An 18,044-nucleotide genomic window follows, 5' to 3' on the forward strand; every position below is an offset into this window, starting at 1 on the left:
AATTCTCTGGTTGGAACTACAATTAATACACGTGGCGATTTTTGATCGGAATAGGTTAATTGTCTTAAAATTGGCAATAAATACGCATAAGTTTTACCAGTACCAGTTTGTGCAATTCCAATAACATCTCTGCTGCTCATTATTACAGAAAAAGCTTGTTCTTGGATTGGTGTTGGCGTTGTTAAGCCTAAATCATCTAAGGCGTTTAATAAAAAGCGGTTTAAGTTTAAGTCTGCAAATGTCATTATTACTAGTTTTGTGCAAATATAAGTCTTAAAACACACATAAACTGATTGTTGGCTACAATTTGGAAAATAAATTAGTTTTCAAAAACAATAAGTCTATCAAATACAGTAACTTTTTTAAAATCAAGTTCTTTTTTTATCCAAGCAAAAGTATTTGTATGATAAAAAAATACGTGTGTATCATCGTTTTTATAGTACCATTTTTCAAAATTGATAGTTTCTTTGTACAAATCTGTCATACAATATAATTTACCGGATGGTTTTAGCAGCGATTTTAGAAGTTTAAATTCTTTAAGCGGATTGTGAAAATGTTCTATAACTTCGCAACAAACAATAAAATTATAAGTAGTTTTTAAGGCTGACAAATTATTATCAAAAAAAGGATCGTACGTGGTCATTTCATACGCTTTATCACGTAATAATTTTGTAATAACTGGGCCGGTTCCAGAACCAAAATCTAAACCGGTGTTGGAAGCGTCAAAATCGGATAAAACACTTTTAACTATTGGATTTACAAAATTTTGGTAGCGAATATCATTTACATCATTATTATGTGTTTTGTATCTTGTAATTTCTTCCAATTCTGATACAAAATGTGCGGGATTCATACTAATACCACTACAATTTGGGCATTGGTAATATTCTTTTTTATTGTAATTTAACAATAGTTTTGTTTTAGAATTACAGAGCGGACAATGCATATTAATCTACTATTTGTTCAAATAATAAGTGGTTATTTGGATCTAGTTTTACGTTTATAACTTCACCTTTGGTTGGAATTCCATGCGGTGCAAATTTATTGGTTACTTGTATTGTTTTAATTTCAGAAGTTCCATCTTTATAAATTAACTGAATATCTAAAGGAAATTTAAAATTATGTTCTTGACTTTGTTCAATTATTAAACGAACTTTCTTTTGATGATAAATCCAACTTGTTTTTAAAATTGGATGTCCTGCTTGTCCTAACCATTCATGAAAAAAGTCTTCTAAATTTCTATTGCTAACTTTTTCCATACAATTTCTAAAATCATCAGTAGTTGCATTTTTAAATTTATAGGTGTTGTAGTATAATTGAATGCCTTTCCAAAATTTTTCATTACCTAATTTTAAGTGTAACATTCGTAAAAACCAACTTCCTTTTTGATAGGAGTTAGGGTTTAAAAGACTCATTAAATTTGTAGAAACATAATCTATTATTGGAATTTGTTGTTCTTTGGAAAAAGCTATTACTTTCTCTTTTTCATTTGATAAACGTTGTTGAAAAGCAGCTTCTCCTTTTGCTTTTTGAATGTATAAATTAGTGAAATAAGTTGCAAATCCTTCGCTTAACCAAATGTGTGGCCAGTTAGCTTCGGTTGCAGAATTCCCAAACCATTGATGAGCAATTTCGTGGGCAATTAAATCCTCGTGCTCACGTTTTCCGGTGACAGATTTTTCAAAATAAAAAATATTTCCAGCATTTTCCATTCCACCAAAACGTGTTTTTGATTGTACGTTTGCTAGTTTTTCAAACGGATATTCACCTACATTTTCAATAAAGAAATTAAGTATTTCTTTAGCAGTAGAGAAATCGTAAAAACCTTCATTTTTTGTTTGTGGATACACCCAAGTAGAAACAGGAATATTGTGCGTTTCCCCAATATTTTGCACAGCAAATTTTGCAATACCAATTACCATAACCTTTGTTGGTAATGGAACGTAAGATTTGTATTTGTACAGTTTTAAATTGTTGGTTAAATTGGTTTCTTCTACTTCTAATCCGTTTGCAATTACTTGATAATAATTAGGTGCTTTTATTGTATATTCAATAGTTGCTTTATCCGATGGATGATCTACACAAGGAAACCAATTTTGAGCTCTGTTTGGCCAATTATCGCCAAAAAAAGTACGATCTCCGTATAAATTGCTACTTATTATTAATCCATCTTTTGGAATACCGCTGTACTTAATTGTGTATTTAAAAATACTATCGGCATAAACAGTGTCTGGATAAATAATTAATTCATTGTTAAGGTGTTTAAAGTTTATCTTTTCTTTGTTTTGAAGCAATTCGCTAATTACCATCCCTTTGCCAGTTATTGTGTCTTTTTCAACAAAATCAAAAGAAAATTTAGTGGTGTTTTTTTTAAATTTTAATTGAACTTCCATAGTTGCTTCAATACTGTTTGTTGTATCGTTTACTTCAATAGAAAGGTTGTAGTTTTGAACATCAATTAGGTCTAAATTTTTGTTGTTGTTTTGTGAAAAGCAAGTAGTTGTGATTCCAAAAATTATAGAAGTGATTAAAAATAAGATGTTTTTCATAAAATAGAACTGTTGTTAAATTTCAAATATACCTAAAACATCTAATTTGTAGCATAAAAAAAGCTTGGAAATAATTATTCCCAAGCTTTTTTAACTAATCGCAAACACTAGCCTCTATTATAAAGGTTTACTATTTTTTTTAATTTCAAAACCGATGTATCATTTTTTATTAAAAACCATATTAAAGATAGTTAAAAATAGTATGCGCGCATAATAAAAACCATAAAATAATGTTGTAAATAACATAAAATGAGTATTGTTACATATTCAATTTATAAATAGAGATTAAAATAAATAAATACTTCTTATCTTTACCGACTAAATATTTAAAACCCTGAAAAATGGATTACGGAAAAGAATTTAAGAAATTTGCAACTAAGCATCAAGGAATCAGTAGTATGCATTACGATAAATTGGTAAGCAGTGTAACACCATATATTATAGAAGAGCGTCAGTTAAACGTTGCTCAAATGGATGTTTTTTCTCGTTTAATGATGGATAGAATCATATTTTTAGGTACTGCCATTGACGATTATGTAGCAAATATTATTCAAGCGCAATTATTATTTTTAGAAAGTGTAGATAATTCTAAAGATATATCAATTTATATTAATTCACCAGGAGGTGGTGTATATGCTGGTTTAGGAATTTACGATACTATGCAATTTATTAAACCAGAGGTTGCAACAATTTGTACAGGTATGGCAGCATCTATGGGTGCAGTTTTAATGTGTGCGGGTGAAAAAGGAAAACGTTCTGCGTTACCACATTCAAGAATTATGATTCATCAACCATTAGGTGGTGCGCAAGGCCAAGCTAGTGATATTGAAATTACAGCACGTGAAATTATGAAATTGAAAGATGAATTGTATCAAATAATATCAAATCATTCTGGGCAAACAATGGAGAAAGTTCATGCAGATTCAGATAGAGATTATTGGATGAAAGCTGAAGAAGCAAAAGCCTATGGAATGATTGATGAAATTTTAATGAGAAAATAATTCTCAAAAACCACAAAACTTTAACTAAAATATAAAATTAATGGCAAAGGACGATGTGTTAGAATGCTCATTTTGCGGTAGAAAAAAGCCAGAAACAGATTTGCTAATTGCAGGTTTAGATGCACATATTTGTGATAGATGTATTGAACAAGCACATGGAATTGTTATGGAGGAAATAGCTGAACATAAAACTTCAAGCCTTTCTTCAGAATTAATTCTAAAAAAACCTCGTGAAATAAAAGAATTTATAGATCAATATATGATTGGTCAGGATGAGGGAAAAAAAGTAATGTCAGTTGCAGTTTACAATCATTACAAACGTTTACTTCAACCAACTTCAAAAGATGAAGATGATATTGATATTGAAAAAAGTAATATTATTATTGTTGGTGAAACTGGAACAGGAAAAACATTAATTGCACGCACTATTGCACGTATGTTAAATGTTCCGTTTTGTATTGTAGATGCTACAGTTTTAACAGAAGCTGGGTATGTTGGTGAAGATGTTGAAACTATTTTAACACGTTTGTTACAAGCAGCTGATTATGATGTGGCCAAAGCAGAAAAAGGAATAGTTTTTATAGATGAAATTGATAAAATTGCCCGTAAAGGAGACAATCCATCTATAACCAGAGATGTTTCTGGTGAAGGAGTGCAGCAAGCATTATTAAAATTACTTGAAGGTTCTGTAGTAAATGTACCGCCAAAAGGAGGTAGAAAACATCCAGATCAAAAATTTATTGAAGTAAACACTAAAAATATTTTATTTATTGCCGGTGGAGCTTTTTCAGGTATTGATAAAGTAATAGGTAAACGTTTAAACCGACAAGCAGTTGGGTATAGCGCTTCTATAAAAGTGGATAAAGTAGACGAAAGTAATTTACTAAAATATATTATTCCAAGTGATTTAAAAACATTTGGTTTAATACCTGAAATTATTGGTCGTTTACCAGTTTTAACACATATGGATCCGTTAGATGCAGACACGTTAAGAGCTATTTTAACTGAACCTAAAAATTCTATTATTAAACAATATCAAAAGTTGTTTAAAATGGATGGAATTGAGTTTTCTATAAATGAAAAGGCTTTAATGTATATTGTTGATAAAGCTGTAGAATACAAGCTAGGAGCCAGAGGGTTACGTTCTTTATGTGAAGCTATTTTAACAGATGCTATGTTTGATTTGCCAGGATCAGACGAAAGCACTTTATTAGTTGATAAAAAGTATGCCGAAAATAAAATAAATAAATCTACTATTAAAAAGTTAAAAGCAGTTTCTTAATATTTAATAATAGCTAATATTTAAAATTTATTGAGGCTGTTTGAAAATTGAAGTTTACGTCAACCTGAACTTGTTTCAGGTTCTCAAAAAGATTAATAATCTATTATAATGAGAATCTAAAATACATCAGAATGACATTTTCATTTGTTTTCAAACAGTCTCAATTTTTTTATCTAAAATTTGTAATTTAGAACACTTAAAAATATTCATTAAAATTGATTTCCAGAGATACTATAGATAGAATTTTTGAAGCCGCTCGCGTAGAGGAGGTTATTGGTGAATTTGTGCAATTAAAAAAAGCAGGAAGTAATTTTAAAGGATTAAGTCCTTTTTCTGAAGAACGTTCACCATCATTTATGGTATCACCTGTTAAACAAATTTGGAAAGATTTTAGTACTGGCAAAGGAGGAAATTCGGTTTCATTTTTAATGGAACACGAACATTATTCGTATCCGGAAGCACTTCGGTATTTAGCAAAAAAATACAATATAGAATTAGAAGAAACGGAACAAACCGATGAACAAAAACAACAAGCTGATGAGCGTGAAAGTATGTTTTTGGTTTCTGAATTTGCGCGCGATTATTTTCATAGAATTTTATTAGAAGACAACGAAGGAAAAGCAATTGGGTTAAGTTATTTTAAAGAGCGTGGATTTACCGAAGAAACTATTAAAAAGTTTCAATTAGGTTATGCTTTAAATGAATGGGAAGCCTTTTCTACGGAAGCATTAAATAAAGGTTATAATTTAAAATATTTAGAATCTACTGGTTTAACTATTGTAAAACAAGATTTGTTAGCGCCAAACGGCACCAAACAATTTGATAGATTTAAAGGCAGAGTGTTGTTTCCAATTCATAGTATGAGTGGGCGAGTGCTTGGTTTTGGTGGGCGAATTTTAACCAACGATAAAAAAGCGGCTAAGTATTTAAACTCACCCGATAGTGATATTTACCACAAAGGAAATATTTTATATGGTATTCATTTTGCAAAACAAAGTATTGCTAAAGAAGATAATTGTTATTTGGTAGAAGGGTATACCGATGTAATTTCGTTTCATCAAAAAGGTGTTGAAAATGTAGTAGCATCTTCAGGAACTGCGTTAACCGAAAATCAAATTAGACTTATAAACAGGTTAACAAAAAATATTACAATTCTTTTTGATGGTGATGCAGCCGGAATTAGAGCTTCTATTCGTGGTATCGATTTAATTTTGGAGCAAGGAATGAATGTGCGTGTACTTTCTTTCCCTGATGGCGATGATCCAGATAGTTTTTCTAAAAAAGTTACAACCGAAGAGTTAAAGGAATATTTACAAAATAATTCTCAAGATTTTATCAATTTTAAAGTGTCTTTGTTAATGAAAGATGCTCAAAATGATCCGGTAAAAAAAGCTGGATTAATACGTGATATTGTAGTAAGTATTTCAAAAATTCCAGATAGAATTCAGCGTGAAGTTTATATTCAGGAATGTTCTAGAATTATGGATATTTCAGAAACGGTTTTGTTTAGTGAGTTGGCACAATTAAGTAAAAAGGAGCAAAGAGAGGCTTCTGGGAAACCTGATTACGAAAAGCCTTTAGAGCCTGTTTTAACTAAAACTCCTCAGTTTGAAAAAATTGATGAACTTAATAAATACGAACGAGAAATTATAAAAATATTGTTGTTGTATGGTAATAAGGAAGTTGATTTTGTAGATTTTGAAGAGCCTGAAACTATTGAAGCTAATAAGCCTAAAAAATTAAAAAAGGTTCATATTACCAACGTTGTTTCAAAAGAAATTTATTTGAATTTACAAGATGATGAAATTGAATTTACAGATGAAGTTTTTAGGAATGTATATTACGAGGTAATAGCGCAATTAAATCAAAATGAATCTATATCTGTTGATACTTTAGTAAATAATTCTAATTCAGAAATTGCTTCTTTGGTTACCAATATTTTAATGGATGATGAAAAATATGTTTTAAGTAATTGGGAACGAAAAAATATATTTACAAAATCTAAAGATGAAGATTTATCAAAAATGGTTTTAGATGCTATTTATAATTTACGTCGTGTATTAATAGAACAAAAAATAGCATCATTAATAAATCATGAATATGATGTTAAGGAAAGAGAACAAATTCTTGAAACTATTGTAAACTATTCCAGCTTAAAAAAGCTATTATTTGAAAGGTTAAACAGAGTTGTGTAACACATTTTTTTGGTTGAATGTAAAGAGATTTTTTACAAACAAACAAACAAAAAAATAGCTAGCGCAAGCAAATATACTAGCGCTAGCGTTTGTAGTAGTTTTAACTAATTATTTTTTAATAGAGCAACCAATTGCTTTTGTTGAATTTAATGTAACCTTTTTACCAGCTAATAATTCATCTAAAGCATTTTCTACGTATTTTTCATTTGCCGCTTTTGCATCGCTAAAATTATTATCAATAGCTCCAATATAGGCAACTTTTAAAGCCTTATTTTCTTTATTTAAAATAAAAACATGCGGTGTTCTTGTTGCTCCGTATTGTGGAAAAATTTTCTGACCTTCATCAAATAAATAAGGGAATGTAAATCCTTTTTCTTTGGCTCTTTTTTGCATAGAAACAAAATCATCACCTTTTGAAATTTCAGGATTATTTGGGTTGATTGCAATTACTGGATATCCTAAAGCTTTGTATTTTTTGTCTAAAGCTATAATTCTATCTTCATACGCAATAGAATATGGGCAATGGTTACAGGTAAAAATTACAACAAAACCTTTCGCTTTTGGGTAATTTGCTAATGAAACTAATTTGTTATCAATATTTTTTAGTTTAAAATCGGTAGCGGTATCTCCAATTTTATAACCTTCAGATGTTGATTTAAGTGTAAAAGCAGATGCTATAACTATAACTGCAATTGCCAAAATTGTTTTAAATGTTTTCATGATTTTTTAGTTTTTAATAATTGTTAGTAGTTCTTTTTCTAATGTTTCAAAAGTAAAAGATTGTTCGTAAAATTTTCGAGTGTTTTTATTGTAAATTAAGGTGGCAGGAATTGCTCCAGACCAATTTTCGTCTACTTTTGGAATCCAGGTATTTTGATCTGGATCTGCCATTAATATCACTTCAGATTTTATGTTGTTTTTATTTATAAACGGAATTACTCGGTTGTTTATTTGATTAGGAAAATCTAAACTAACTAAAATAACTTCCACATTATTATTTTTATAGGTTGCATAAAGTTTTTCAAAAGCAGGTAATTCTTCAACACAAGGTTTGCACCATGTTGCCCAAAAATTTATTACATATGTTTTATCGTCGGTTTTGTTTAAATATTTTTCTAAACCATCATATTTAACGGATACTACTTGAGAAATTGTATCTAATTTTTCTTCAGTATTTTGGTTAGCATTTTGCTTAACCTCTGATTTACAAGATATTAAAATAATAGTAAGTATAAAAATTACAAGATGTTTCATTAATTTTATTGAATTTGTGTTATTTTAAACTAGAAGGAATAATACATACAGGAATTGGGTCCATTTTATGCTTATTAGCTCGGTTTCTTTGTGCGTAAATTTCAAAAACAGTTTTTTCTCTACCACTAAAATCAGTTGCTTTTTTTCCTTTATCGGCTTGGTTCATTGCCCATTCCAATTCATCATAGCTTGCTCCAATTTGATCTTCGTCGGTTCTGCTGTCTCCAAATAAACCATCAGTTGGTTGGGCTACTTGTATAGAATTTGGAACATTTAAATAAGCTGCAATTTTGTATACTTCAGATTTCATTAAATCGGCAATAGGACTTAAATCTACACCACCATCACCATATTTAGTGTAAAAACCAACACCAAAATCTTCAACTTTATTTCCTGTTCCAGCAACTAAAAATCCGTGTAAACCGGCTAAATAATATAAGGTTGACATTCGTAATCGAGCACGTGTATTTGCTAAGCTCATAGCAACGGTTGCTTCATTTTCTACAACCGGAACAGCGTTTTTAAAATTATCAAAAGTAGCTGTTAAATTTACTTCGGTAGAATTTACATTTTTAAAAGTGTTTTTTAAATTAGTAATATGTTCTCTTCCTCTTGATACTTGATTTTCGGCTTGGTGAATTGGCATTTCTACGCATAACACAGGAAATCCTGTTTTTGCGCAAAGTGTAGATGTTACTGCAGAATCTATACCTCCAGATATTCCTACAACAAATCCGTTAACATTTGCTTTTGTTGCATAATCTTTTAACCAAGTAACAATATGCTCTACTACTTTTTCTGTATTCATAATTAAACTTTTTTGTAATTTTAGCGTTTTAAATTTTAGAATTGTAAATATATAAATTAATGAATAAAATTTTTGGTATAATATTTTTAATATTAGCGGTTGTTTCTTGTAATAATAAGGAAAAAAACGTTGTTGATGTATCTAATATTGTTTTAGATTTTAAAATAAATAGGTTTGATCAGGAATTTTACGCAGCTAATGAGACTAATATAGGAGAATTAAAAAATAAATATCCGTATTTGTTTCCTTTTGAAAGCCCAGATAGTATTTGGCTTCAAAAAATTAACGATCCTGAAGAACGAGAACTGTTTAAAAAGGCTGAAGTAATTTTTAAAAATTTTAATAAAGAAGAGACTCAAATAGAAGATTTATTTAAACATATTTCTTATTATCATCCAACTTTTAAAGCGCCAAATGTAATTACATTAATTAATAATTTAGATTATGAAAACAAAATAATATATGCAGATAGCTTATTATTTGTTTCTTTAGATATGTATTTGGGAAAAAAAGATATGGTATACAGGGATTTTCCAGAGTATTTATCTAAAAATTACGAAAAATCTCAAATTGTTGTTGATATAGCAAATGCAATAGTTGATCGTTTTATAACTGCAAATAGAAATAGACAATTTATAGATCAGATTATTTATGAAGGTAAAAAATTATATATGTTAGATAGTTACATGCCTACAATTAGTGATGCTGATAAAATTGGATATACCAATGATGAATTAGCTTGGGTAGTGGAAAATGAAGCTCAAATGTGGAAATATTTTATTGAAAATCAATTGTTGTATAGTACAGATATTGAGTTGTATTCCAGATTTATTGCCAATGCGCCTTTTTCTAAATTTTTTATAGACATTGATAAGGAATCTCCAGGAAAAGTAGGTGCTTGGCTTGGTTGGCAAATTGTTCGATCTTATATGAATAATAATAATGTAACTTTGCATCAACTTTTGCAAACTAATGCAGATGAAATATTTAAAAAATCTAAATACAAACCAAAGAAATAATGGCTGTTAAAAACACTTCAAAAATTGAATTTACTGTTGGATTAGATGAAAATAAAGTTCCTGAAAAATTACATTGGTCAGCAAACGATGGTGCTATAAATAATGAAGAAGCTAAAGCTTTAATTATAGCTGTTTGGGATGCTAAAGCCAAAGAAACTTTACGTATGGATTTATGGACAAAAGAGATGCCTGTTGATGAAATGAAACAGTTCTTTCATCAAACGTTAGTTACCATGGCAGATACTTTTGAAACAGCCACAAATGATACTAAAATGAGCGCTACAATGCGCGATTTTTGTGATTATTTTGCGGAAAAGTTAGAGCTGAAAAAAACTAATTAGCAGTTTTAATTAATTCTATAATATCTTTGTAATCAGTTGGATTAGATAGAAAATCTTTATCAGAAACATCAATAATTAAGGTATTTAAATTTTCTTCAGTATTTATAAAAGTAGCATACCCTTTATGAATTTTATCTAAATATTCTGGCGCTATATTTTGTTCGTATTCACGACCTCTTTTTTTAATATTATCTAATAAACGAGGCGTGTTTTGGTACAAATAAATATATAAATCTGGTTTAGAAATTTCTTTATACATAATGTCAAACATTTTTCTGTATAAAAAATACTCCTCTTTTTGTAAGGTTACTTGCGCAAAAATTAGCGATTTAAAAATATAATAATCAGAAACAATAAAGTTTTTAAATAAATCAAATTGCGCCAAATCATCAGATAATTGTTGATATCTGTCCGCTAAAAAACTCATTTCTAATGGAAAAGCATAACGTTCATTATCTTCATAAAACTTTGGTAAAAACGGATTGTCGGCAAAGCGTTCTAATATAATTTTAGCGTTAAAATCTTCCGCAATTTTATTAGCTAGTGTAGTTTTTCCTGCACCAATATTTCCTTCAATAGCAATGTAATTGTATTTTTCTGATAAACAAATTGGTCTTTTAAGTTTTACATCAACTTGTTCAATAGCACTTGTGTCTGTACAGTTTTGTAAACAAACTATAATGCGTTGTTTTTCAATTGGATGAATAAAATTTGGGGCAATTTCAGCCAAAGGAACCATTACAAACTTTCTTTTCAACATTTCTTTATGAGGAACCATTAGTTCTTCAGAAATTATAATTTCATTATCAAAAAGTAAAACATCAATATCTATGGTTCTTGCTTGGTAACCAGCTTCCGTTTTTCTGTTTCTACCTAATTTTAATTCAATTTCTTGAATGGTAACTAGCAAGTTCTCAGGATTTAAACCAGTTGCAACTTGCAGGCAAATATTAAAAAAATCATCACTGTTAAAACCCCAAGCGGCAGTTTTATAAACTGAAGAAATTTTAGTTACATTTCCAATTTTTTCAGCAATTAAATCTATAGCAAATTGTAAATTTTCTGCTTTGTTGCCAAGGTTACTTCCAAGAGATAGATATGTTGTTCTAAGTATTTGCATAAAGTGGGTACAAAGAAAAGAAAAGTATTATTTAAAAATATATCTTTGTCACTGAATTTATAAACATTTGTGTATTTTTTTAACACATTAAAATTAATTTACTATGAATTTTTTAAGAAATTTAATTGCATCTATTTTTGGAACCTTAATTGCGCTTGGAATTATTTTAGTGCTTATTGTTTTAGTAGCCTCAGCTTTTGGTGAAACAGATAAAATAGAAGTTAAAGCTAATTCAGTTTTAGAAATAAAATTAGATGATGAAGTAAAAGATTATGCGCCAAAAAGCGAGAATCCATTTGATGAATTATTTGGTTTTAATGATGATAAAATTGGATTGAATGATATAATTAACGCCATAGAAAATGCAAAAAACGATCCTAATATTAAAGGAATAAGTATTCATACATTAGGAGTGAATGCGGGTATTGCTCAAACCCAAGCTATTAGAAACAAACTGCAGGAGTTTAAAGGATCTGGAAAATTTGTAAATGCATATGCCGATGTGTACGATCAAAAAGCTTATTATTTAAGTTCTGTAGCCGATTCTATATTTTTAAACCCAGTTGGATCGGTAGATTTTAAAGGGTTATCATCAGAAGTGTTGTTTTATAAAGATTTAGAAGATAAATCTGGTGTAACTATGGAAGTAATTCGCCATGGTAAATATAAAAGTGCGGTAGAACCGTTTTTGTATAATGAAATGAGTGATGCTAATAGAGAACAAATTTCATCTTTTTTAAATGCCATTTGGAAAGAAATTTTAGAAGATGTATCAATTAGCAGAAATATTATTGTTGATGAATTAAACAATATCGCTGATAATTTATTAGGCAGAAATGCTGATTTGGCATTGCAAAATAATTTAGTAGATGGCACTATTTATTTTGATGAGTATGAAAATAAATTAAAACAAGCCGTTGGAGTTAGTGCCGATAAAGATTTAAATACCATTACAATAGAAGATTATATTTCATCTGGAAAAGGAAGAATAACTTCTTCAGCAACCAATAAAATTGCAGTTATTTATGCACAAGGAGAAATTATTTACGGAAAAGGAGATGAAAATTATATTGGTCAAGATTTAATTATTAATGCGTTAAAATCCGCTAGAAAATCGAAAGATGTAAAAGCAATTGTTCTACGTATTAATTCTCCTGGAGGAAGCGCATTAGCATCTGAATTAATTTGGAGAGAAATTGAACTAACTAAAAAAAGCTTACCAATTGTTGTATCTATGGGCGATGTTGCCGCGTCTGGTGGTTATTACTTAGCTTGTAATGCTAATAAAATTATTGCAGAACCAACAACTATTACTGGATCTATTGGTGTTTTTGGTGTAATTCCAAACATTAGTAAACTGGCCGGTAGAATTGGTATAAATGCAGAACAGGTTAGTACTAATAAAAGTGCAAGTTATAGTGTTTTTGAACCTATGACAGATGATTTTAGAATGGTTACTACAGAAGGAGTAGAACAAGTTTATAATACATTTTTAGATAGAGTTTCTATTGGTAGAAATATTAGTTTTGCTGCTGTTGATAGTATTGCACAAGGAAGAGTTTGGAGTGGTGTGGAAGCTAAGAAAAATGGATTGGTAGATGAATTGGGGAATTTAGAAGATGCTATTGTAATAGCTGCGGATTTAGCAAAAGTAACCGATTATAAAGTAAGAAATTACCCAGATTATAAAGTTGATTTTGAAGATAGAATAGATGGTTTACCTTTTATGAAAACAAAAGAAAAGATATTTATTGAAGAATTAGGAGAGGAGAATTATAAAATTTATAAAAAAGTTAAAAGTTTTTCTAATTTAAAAGGTATACAAGCTAGACTTCCGTATATAATGGAGATTCAATAATGTTAGAAAACAAGAAATATTTTTAAAGATGATTGTTTTAAAATAACACTAATTATATATTAAATTAACCTAAAACGTTTTCGTAGATGTGCTAAATGATAAAATAAAACAGAAAATGGAAAAATTTGATGTATTTTAAACAGTAAATGCACCGTATATTTGTAGTATAATAATTAAGGTTTAGAAAAACGTATACATAATTATTACTATTATATATTTGGTTAACGTTAAAATGAGGCTCTCATAAGGCCTCATTTTATTTTTTATACGTTTCTGAAATATTTTAAAAAGTGGAACACTACTTTTGTTCCACTAATTGTTTCATTTCATTTCTATATTTTAATGGACTTTTTCCGGTAAACTTTTTAAATAGTTTATTAAAATGCGAAAAGTTGTTAAATCCGCTTTCAAAGCAAATATCAGTAATATTGGTTGGGTTTTCTGCCAATAACTTTGTAGCGTGTACAATTCTAAACTCGTTTACAAACTGCGTAAATGTTTTACCTGTTACTTTTTTAAAGTATCTACAAAATGCAGGAACTGTCATGCTTACTTTTTCAGCAATTTCATCTAAAGGGATAGATTTTTTAAAGTTTTTACTTACATGACCAAATACAATATCAATTTTTTTGTTGTCTTGCGGTTCTACTTCAAATGCAAATCCATCTACATTTAATAAAGAGTAATTATTTGTAGCAGCCATATCATTTAATATGTCTAAAAATTTAATAATTCTATCAAGTCCTTCAGTTTGAAGTAAGGCTTCAATTTTTGGGCCAATTAATTTTTTAGCTTCTACATTATATATAACACCTTTTTTTGCACGTGCAAATAAAGATTTTATTTGGTGCATTTCTGGTATGTCTAAAAATCCTTCTCCTAAAAAGTCTTCTTTAAATTGAACAATAATTTCTGTTCCATTTGTTGAAAAACGATCTGTAAAGCCACTATGAGGTAAATTTGCACCTATTAAAATTAACTGGCTGTTGTTAAAATAAGAAAGATGGCTTCCAATATGTCTTTTTCCTTTTCCTTTATTTACATAAACTAGTTCAAGTTCTGGATGAAAATGCCAAAAAGGAAGATTTACTTCTATTTTTTCGTTATGTTCCCTAACATTAAGAGAACTTCCAAATGATGGATTTATTTTTCTAAACGTTGGTTTTGTTGTATTCATATTTTTTTTTGGTAAAATTAGTAATTTGTGTTGAATCAATATATATAAAATTCACTAAAAAATGCAATAAATTAACCTAAAACGTTTTCGTAACAACTTTTAATGTTAAAAAAGAACATAAAGACGAAAAATTTGTAGTTTTTAGTAACTACCATTCAACATACATTTGCGGTATACTAATTATAAAAAATTATTTATTATGAAAAATCTATTTAACAAAAGTATAGTGCTATTTTTATTTTTAATAGCTAATGTAGTAACGGCAAATGTTGTTTTTGATAATGTTCATTTGTTTTCAGGAAGCTCAAAATCTTTAAACCTTCAACTAAGTAGTAGTGATGGTGCAACAGAAATATTTATTAAAGATGCAAAAGGAATTTTATTGTATTCAGAAGTGATTAATGCATCAAAATTATCTAAAAAGTTTGATTTAAGGTTGTTACCTGATGGTGTTTATTCAGTTGAAATAGCTGGTCAAACAAAAATTAAAGTATTGCCTTTTGAAGTTTCTTTTGGTAAAGTGAATGTTTTAGATGAAATGAAAACGGTTGTTCACAAGCCAATTATTAGAGTAGAAAATAATTTAATTTATGTTTCTAAATTTTCACCAAATATGGAAAGTTTTAAAATCTCATTTTATGATGAAAATGATAACGTATTGGTACAGGATAAATTAGGAAAAGAACTTATGGCTGGAAAGATTTTTGATATTTCTCAATTGCCAGAAGGAAATTATACAATTGCTGCCGAATATGAAGATGGAAGAAGCGTATCTAAAAAAATAAAAAAGTAAAAAAATATTTATATTAATTCAATTAGGTTTAGTTTAGTTTAAAAGAGGTTCTGTTTTCAGAACCTCTTTTTTTATACTATATAAATAAGTGTAGTGGTTTGTAATTATAGGTATTTCTAACCAAAGTGTTAGTTTTACATTATAGCGAGTTATTTACTAATAAATAATTATAATTTTATTTTCTTATAAAAGAAACAAAACTATAATTGTACTTGTTTTTGTCATCAGCTTTTAAATCTTCACGAGAAACTTCTTTCCAAACAGTTGTATCAATTTCTGGGAAAAAAGCGTCGGCTTCAAATTTTTGATGCACAAATGTAATATCTAGTTTATCTGCAATTTTTATAGCTTGAGAATAGATTTCTGCACCACCTAAAATATAAGGATTGTTGTCGCTTTTTGCAGCTTCCAAAGCTTCTTGTAAAGAGTTAACTATAATGCAACCATCGGCTTTAAAGTCTTTATTTCTTGTAATAATAACGGTAGTTCTGTTAGGTAATGGTTTTCCTAAAGATTCAAAAGTTTTACGTCCCATTATTATAAAATGATTTAACGTAACCATTTTAAATCGTTTTAAATCTGCAGGTAAATGCCAAATTAATTGGTTGTCCTTTCCTAAAGCATTGTTTTCTGCTATTGCAGCAATAATTGTAATCATTCTTGGTTTAGGCTGTTTTGTGAGTTCTCCTTTTTTTTTAATTCTGCTAATTTTTTATCCTCTTCAAGTTGTAAATTCCTTTCTTTGGCAACTTGTTTCTCAAGTTCAGCAATTTTTAATTCTTGTTTTTTTACCAGTTTATCTATTTGAGCGCGTTCCCAATTTCTATCCATAAATTTTTTAGTAATAAAAACATTTATTACATGTAGTATAAATAAGAAAAACCATAGAAGAATTGCCCAAACAAACCAATCTTCAACATAATTTTCGCCAACTTTAAATATTTTGTTTAAAATAATTAAAAAAACAGATCCTACAAGAAAAACAATAAGATGAAAAAATAAGCGCTTTTTTTGTTTTACGCGGTAACGTGCATTTTCGTATAATTCGTGTTGTTCGTTCATAATTTGGTTGTTGTTTTTTAAGCTATTATTTTGCTATAATCCGTATTGGAAGTGAATATTTTATAGATGCAGGTTCTCCTTGATGATATCCGGGTTTGTAAAATTTAAAAGGAAATGTATTTATAATTTTAATAGTTTCTAATTCTAGGGAAGGATTAGGAGCTTTTACTTTTACATCTTCAATTGCACCTGTAGGTGCTATTTTAAATATTACATATATTTTAGCTTCGGCAACTCCCGTTTTTTTTGCAATACTTGTATTAAAATTATGTGCTATATAATTAGCTAATAAATTTTGATTGCAATTTTTTACTTCCTCACTACTTTTAGAGTTTTTACATTCCATAAAAACAGGATGAGAAGTTGAAATTAAAACCGTATTACATTTAATATTATTTATACCATTTTCAAATTGTAAAATTTGAAGGGAATAGTATGTATAAGGGCTAAAATATTCTAAATTAAGTTTCTCTCTTGGGTAGTTTTTAAAAGCTTTTATAATTTCATCATTCAAACTTTTATTTTTTGTATTGGTGGTTGCAATTAGCCTATCTTTTTCATCAAATGAAAAAGTGAGAATTAATCGTTTTCTTTTTGAAGTTAAACCAGCTTCTGAAATTAACTTTTGGGATAAATGTTTTTTAAAGTATAGTGAAAGTTCGCTATCTGCTGATGGTTTAGCTTCTTCTTCAAAAGAGCTAAGTTTGTTGTTTTCGGTTTCAGAATCTTCTTCAATGTTGTTTTGAGAATAAGCAATATAAGTACAGCAAACAAAAATAATGGTGAGTAGATTTTTCATATTGTTACATGTTTTTAACCCATTCCTTAATGTAAGCAGTAAAATCTTCCGTTTCTTTTAACTGATCATCTTGGGTTTTTTCAAAAACAAATTTTAGAAATTTATCAATATTTTTATCTGATGTATTAAAAAGAATATATATTGATTGGAGTATGTTTACATCATCAATCTCAATTATTCTTTCAATTATTTTGTTTTTAAGTTCTAGAGAATTCATAATACTTTTTCTTTATAAACTTTAAAGTTATTAAATGTTTGTTACATAGTTTATTAAAGAAGTATTAATTTTTTCATATTCAGAATTAAACTGAAACAATACCTTTAATATGTGGATGCGGATTGTAATTTGTTACCGTAAAATCTTCAAATTTAAAATCGAAAATATTTTTTACCGATGGATTAATTTCCATAGTTGGTAATTCTCTTGGTTCTCTGGAGAGTTGCAATTTAATTTGCTCACTATGGTTGCTATAAATATGCGCATCGCCAAAAGTGTGAATAAAATCGCCTGGTTTTAAATCGCATACCTGAGCCATCATCATTGTTAATAATGCGTACGATGCAATATTAAACGGTACTCCTAAAAAAATATCTGCGCTTCTTTGGTATAATTGGCAAGATAGTTTACCATCTGTTACGTAAAATTGAAAAAATGCGTGACATGGAGGTAAAGCTGCTTTTCCGTTAGCAACATTATCAGAAAATGAAACTGAAGTGTCTGGTAAAACACTTGGGTTCCAAGCGGAAACTAGCATTCTTCTGCTATCTGGATTTGTTTTTATGGTG

At 28.7% G+C, this 18,044-nt stretch carries 20 protein-coding genes; 7 read left to right on the forward strand and 13 right to left on the reverse strand.

Annotated features, from left to right (window positions below):
• From ABY298_RS09075 to ABY298_RS09085, 3 genes are all read right to left on the reverse strand, one after another.
• Positions 1-245 (reverse strand): DEAD/DEAH box helicase (locus ABY298_RS09075; RefSeq protein WP_372745728.1); only part of this gene is annotated, 245 nt, incomplete at its 3' end.
• Between the two features lie 74 nt (positions 246-319).
• Positions 320-946: a class I SAM-dependent methyltransferase gene (locus ABY298_RS09080; RefSeq protein ID WP_372745729.1), complete on the reverse strand. Its 627-nt coding sequence runs from the start codon at positions 944-946 to the stop codon at positions 320-322.
• Between the two features lies 1 nt (position 947).
• The gene (locus ABY298_RS09085) at positions 948-2,549 is read right to left on the reverse strand and encodes a M1 family metallopeptidase (RefSeq protein WP_372745730.1); all 1,602 of its coding nucleotides are present in this window, start codon (positions 2,547-2,549) and stop codon (positions 948-950) included.
• 341 nt (positions 2,550-2,890) lie between these two features.
• Here ABY298_RS09085 and clpP point away from each other — a divergent pair, with 341 nt between their 5' ends.
• The 3 genes from clpP (at position 2,891) to dnaG (ending at position 7,027) form a co-directional block, all read left to right on the forward strand.
• Positions 2,891-3,550 (forward strand): ATP-dependent Clp endopeptidase proteolytic subunit ClpP, encoded by a 660-nt coding sequence (gene clpP / locus ABY298_RS09090; RefSeq protein ID WP_372745731.1) that lies wholly within the window; start codon positions 2,891-2,893, stop codon positions 3,548-3,550.
• 40 nt (positions 3,551-3,590) lie between these two features.
• Positions 3,591-4,832 (forward strand): ATP-dependent Clp protease ATP-binding subunit ClpX, encoded by a 1,242-nt coding sequence (clpX, locus tag ABY298_RS09095; RefSeq protein WP_372745732.1) that lies wholly within the window; start codon positions 3,591-3,593, stop codon positions 4,830-4,832.
• Between the two features lie 215 nt (positions 4,833-5,047).
• Positions 5,048-7,027, forward strand: a complete 1,980-nt coding sequence (gene dnaG / locus ABY298_RS09100; protein WP_372745733.1) for a DNA primase — start codon at positions 5,048-5,050, stop codon at positions 7,025-7,027.
• A 108-nt stretch (positions 7,028-7,135) separates the two neighbouring features.
• Here the strand turns inward: dnaG and ABY298_RS09105 are convergent, their stop codons facing one another.
• The 3 genes from ABY298_RS09105 to nadE are packed head-to-tail and all read right to left on the reverse strand — an operon-like array spanning position 7,136 to position 9,089.
• Positions 7,136-7,747, reverse strand: coding sequence for a thioredoxin family protein (locus tag ABY298_RS09105; protein ID WP_372745734.1), 612 nt, complete (start codon positions 7,745-7,747; stop codon positions 7,136-7,138).
• A 6-nt stretch (positions 7,748-7,753) separates the two neighbouring features.
• Positions 7,754-8,281 carry a redoxin domain-containing protein gene (locus tag ABY298_RS09110; RefSeq protein ID WP_372745735.1) on the reverse strand — a complete coding sequence of 176 codons (528 nt, stop codon included), beginning with the start codon at positions 8,279-8,281 and terminating at the stop codon, positions 7,754-7,756.
• Positions 8,282-8,300: 19 nt separating this feature from the next.
• On the reverse strand, positions 8,301-9,089 hold the full coding sequence (gene nadE / locus ABY298_RS09115; RefSeq protein ID WP_372745736.1) for an NAD(+) synthase: 789 nt from the start codon (positions 9,087-9,089) through the stop codon (positions 8,301-8,303).
• Positions 9,090-9,148: 59 nt separating this feature from the next.
• On the opposite strand from nadE, the gene gldB reads away from it, so the two are divergent.
• Positions 9,149-10,108, forward strand: a complete 960-nt coding sequence (gene gldB / locus ABY298_RS09120; RefSeq protein WP_372745737.1) for a gliding motility lipoprotein GldB — start codon at positions 9,149-9,151, stop codon at positions 10,106-10,108.
• A complete protein-coding gene (gene gldC, locus ABY298_RS09125) occupies positions 10,108-10,449 on the forward strand; it encodes a gliding motility protein GldC (RefSeq protein WP_372745738.1) in 342 nt (113 codons plus the stop codon). The genes gldB and gldC overlap by 1 nt, the downstream gene beginning before the upstream one ends.
• Here gldC and folK read toward each other — a convergent pair.
• A complete protein-coding gene (gene folK, locus ABY298_RS09130; protein ID WP_372745739.1) occupies positions 10,442-11,569 on the reverse strand; it encodes a 2-amino-4-hydroxy-6-hydroxymethyldihydropteridine diphosphokinase in 1,128 nt (375 codons plus the stop codon). The two genes, gldC and folK, sit on opposite strands and share 8 nt — an antisense overlap.
• 103 nt (positions 11,570-11,672) lie before the next feature.
• Here folK and sppA point away from each other — a divergent pair, with 103 nt between their 5' ends.
• Positions 11,673-13,427, forward strand: a complete 1,755-nt coding sequence (gene sppA, locus ABY298_RS09135; protein ID WP_372745740.1) for a signal peptide peptidase SppA — start codon at positions 11,673-11,675, stop codon at positions 13,425-13,427.
• A gap of 298 nt (positions 13,428-13,725) precedes the next feature.
• Here the strand turns inward: sppA and ABY298_RS09140 are convergent, their stop codons facing one another.
• Positions 13,726-14,604: an AraC family transcriptional regulator gene (locus ABY298_RS09140; protein WP_372745741.1), complete on the reverse strand. Its 879-nt coding sequence runs from the start codon at positions 14,602-14,604 to the stop codon at positions 13,726-13,728.
• Between the two features lie 199 nt (positions 14,605-14,803).
• On the opposite strand from ABY298_RS09140, the gene ABY298_RS09145 reads away from it, so the two are divergent.
• A complete protein-coding gene (locus tag ABY298_RS09145) occupies positions 14,804-15,397 on the forward strand; it encodes a hypothetical protein (RefSeq protein WP_372745742.1) in 594 nt (197 codons plus the stop codon).
• 175 nt (positions 15,398-15,572) lie between these two features.
• On the opposite strand, the gene ABY298_RS09150 is transcribed toward ABY298_RS09145, so the two are convergent.
• The 5 genes from ABY298_RS09150 to thyA form a co-directional block, all read right to left on the reverse strand.
• On the reverse strand, positions 15,573-16,055 hold the full coding sequence (locus ABY298_RS09150; RefSeq protein ID WP_372745743.1) for a dihydrofolate reductase: 483 nt from the start codon (positions 16,053-16,055) through the stop codon (positions 15,573-15,575).
• On the reverse strand, positions 16,052-16,459 hold the full coding sequence (locus tag ABY298_RS09155) for a 2TM domain-containing protein (protein ID WP_372745744.1): 408 nt from the start codon (positions 16,457-16,459) through the stop codon (positions 16,052-16,054). The genes ABY298_RS09150 and ABY298_RS09155 overlap by 4 nt, the downstream gene beginning before the upstream one ends.
• 25 nt (positions 16,460-16,484) lie before the next feature.
• On the reverse strand, positions 16,485-17,258 hold the full coding sequence (locus tag ABY298_RS09160) for a hypothetical protein (RefSeq protein ID WP_372745745.1): 774 nt from the start codon (positions 17,256-17,258) through the stop codon (positions 16,485-16,487).
• A gap of 4 nt (positions 17,259-17,262) precedes the next feature.
• Positions 17,263-17,475, reverse strand: a complete 213-nt coding sequence (locus ABY298_RS09165; protein WP_372745746.1) for a hypothetical protein — start codon at positions 17,473-17,475, stop codon at positions 17,263-17,265.
• A gap of 85 nt (positions 17,476-17,560) precedes the next feature.
• A partial coding sequence (gene thyA / locus ABY298_RS09170) for a thymidylate synthase (RefSeq protein ID WP_372745747.1) occupies positions 17,561-18,044 on the reverse strand: 484 nt, incomplete at its 5' end.

It is taken from the genome of Lutibacter sp., from assembly GCF_041596795.1.
In the GTDB taxonomy this organism is placed as follows: domain Bacteria; phylum Bacteroidota; class Bacteroidia; order Flavobacteriales; family Flavobacteriaceae; genus Lutibacter.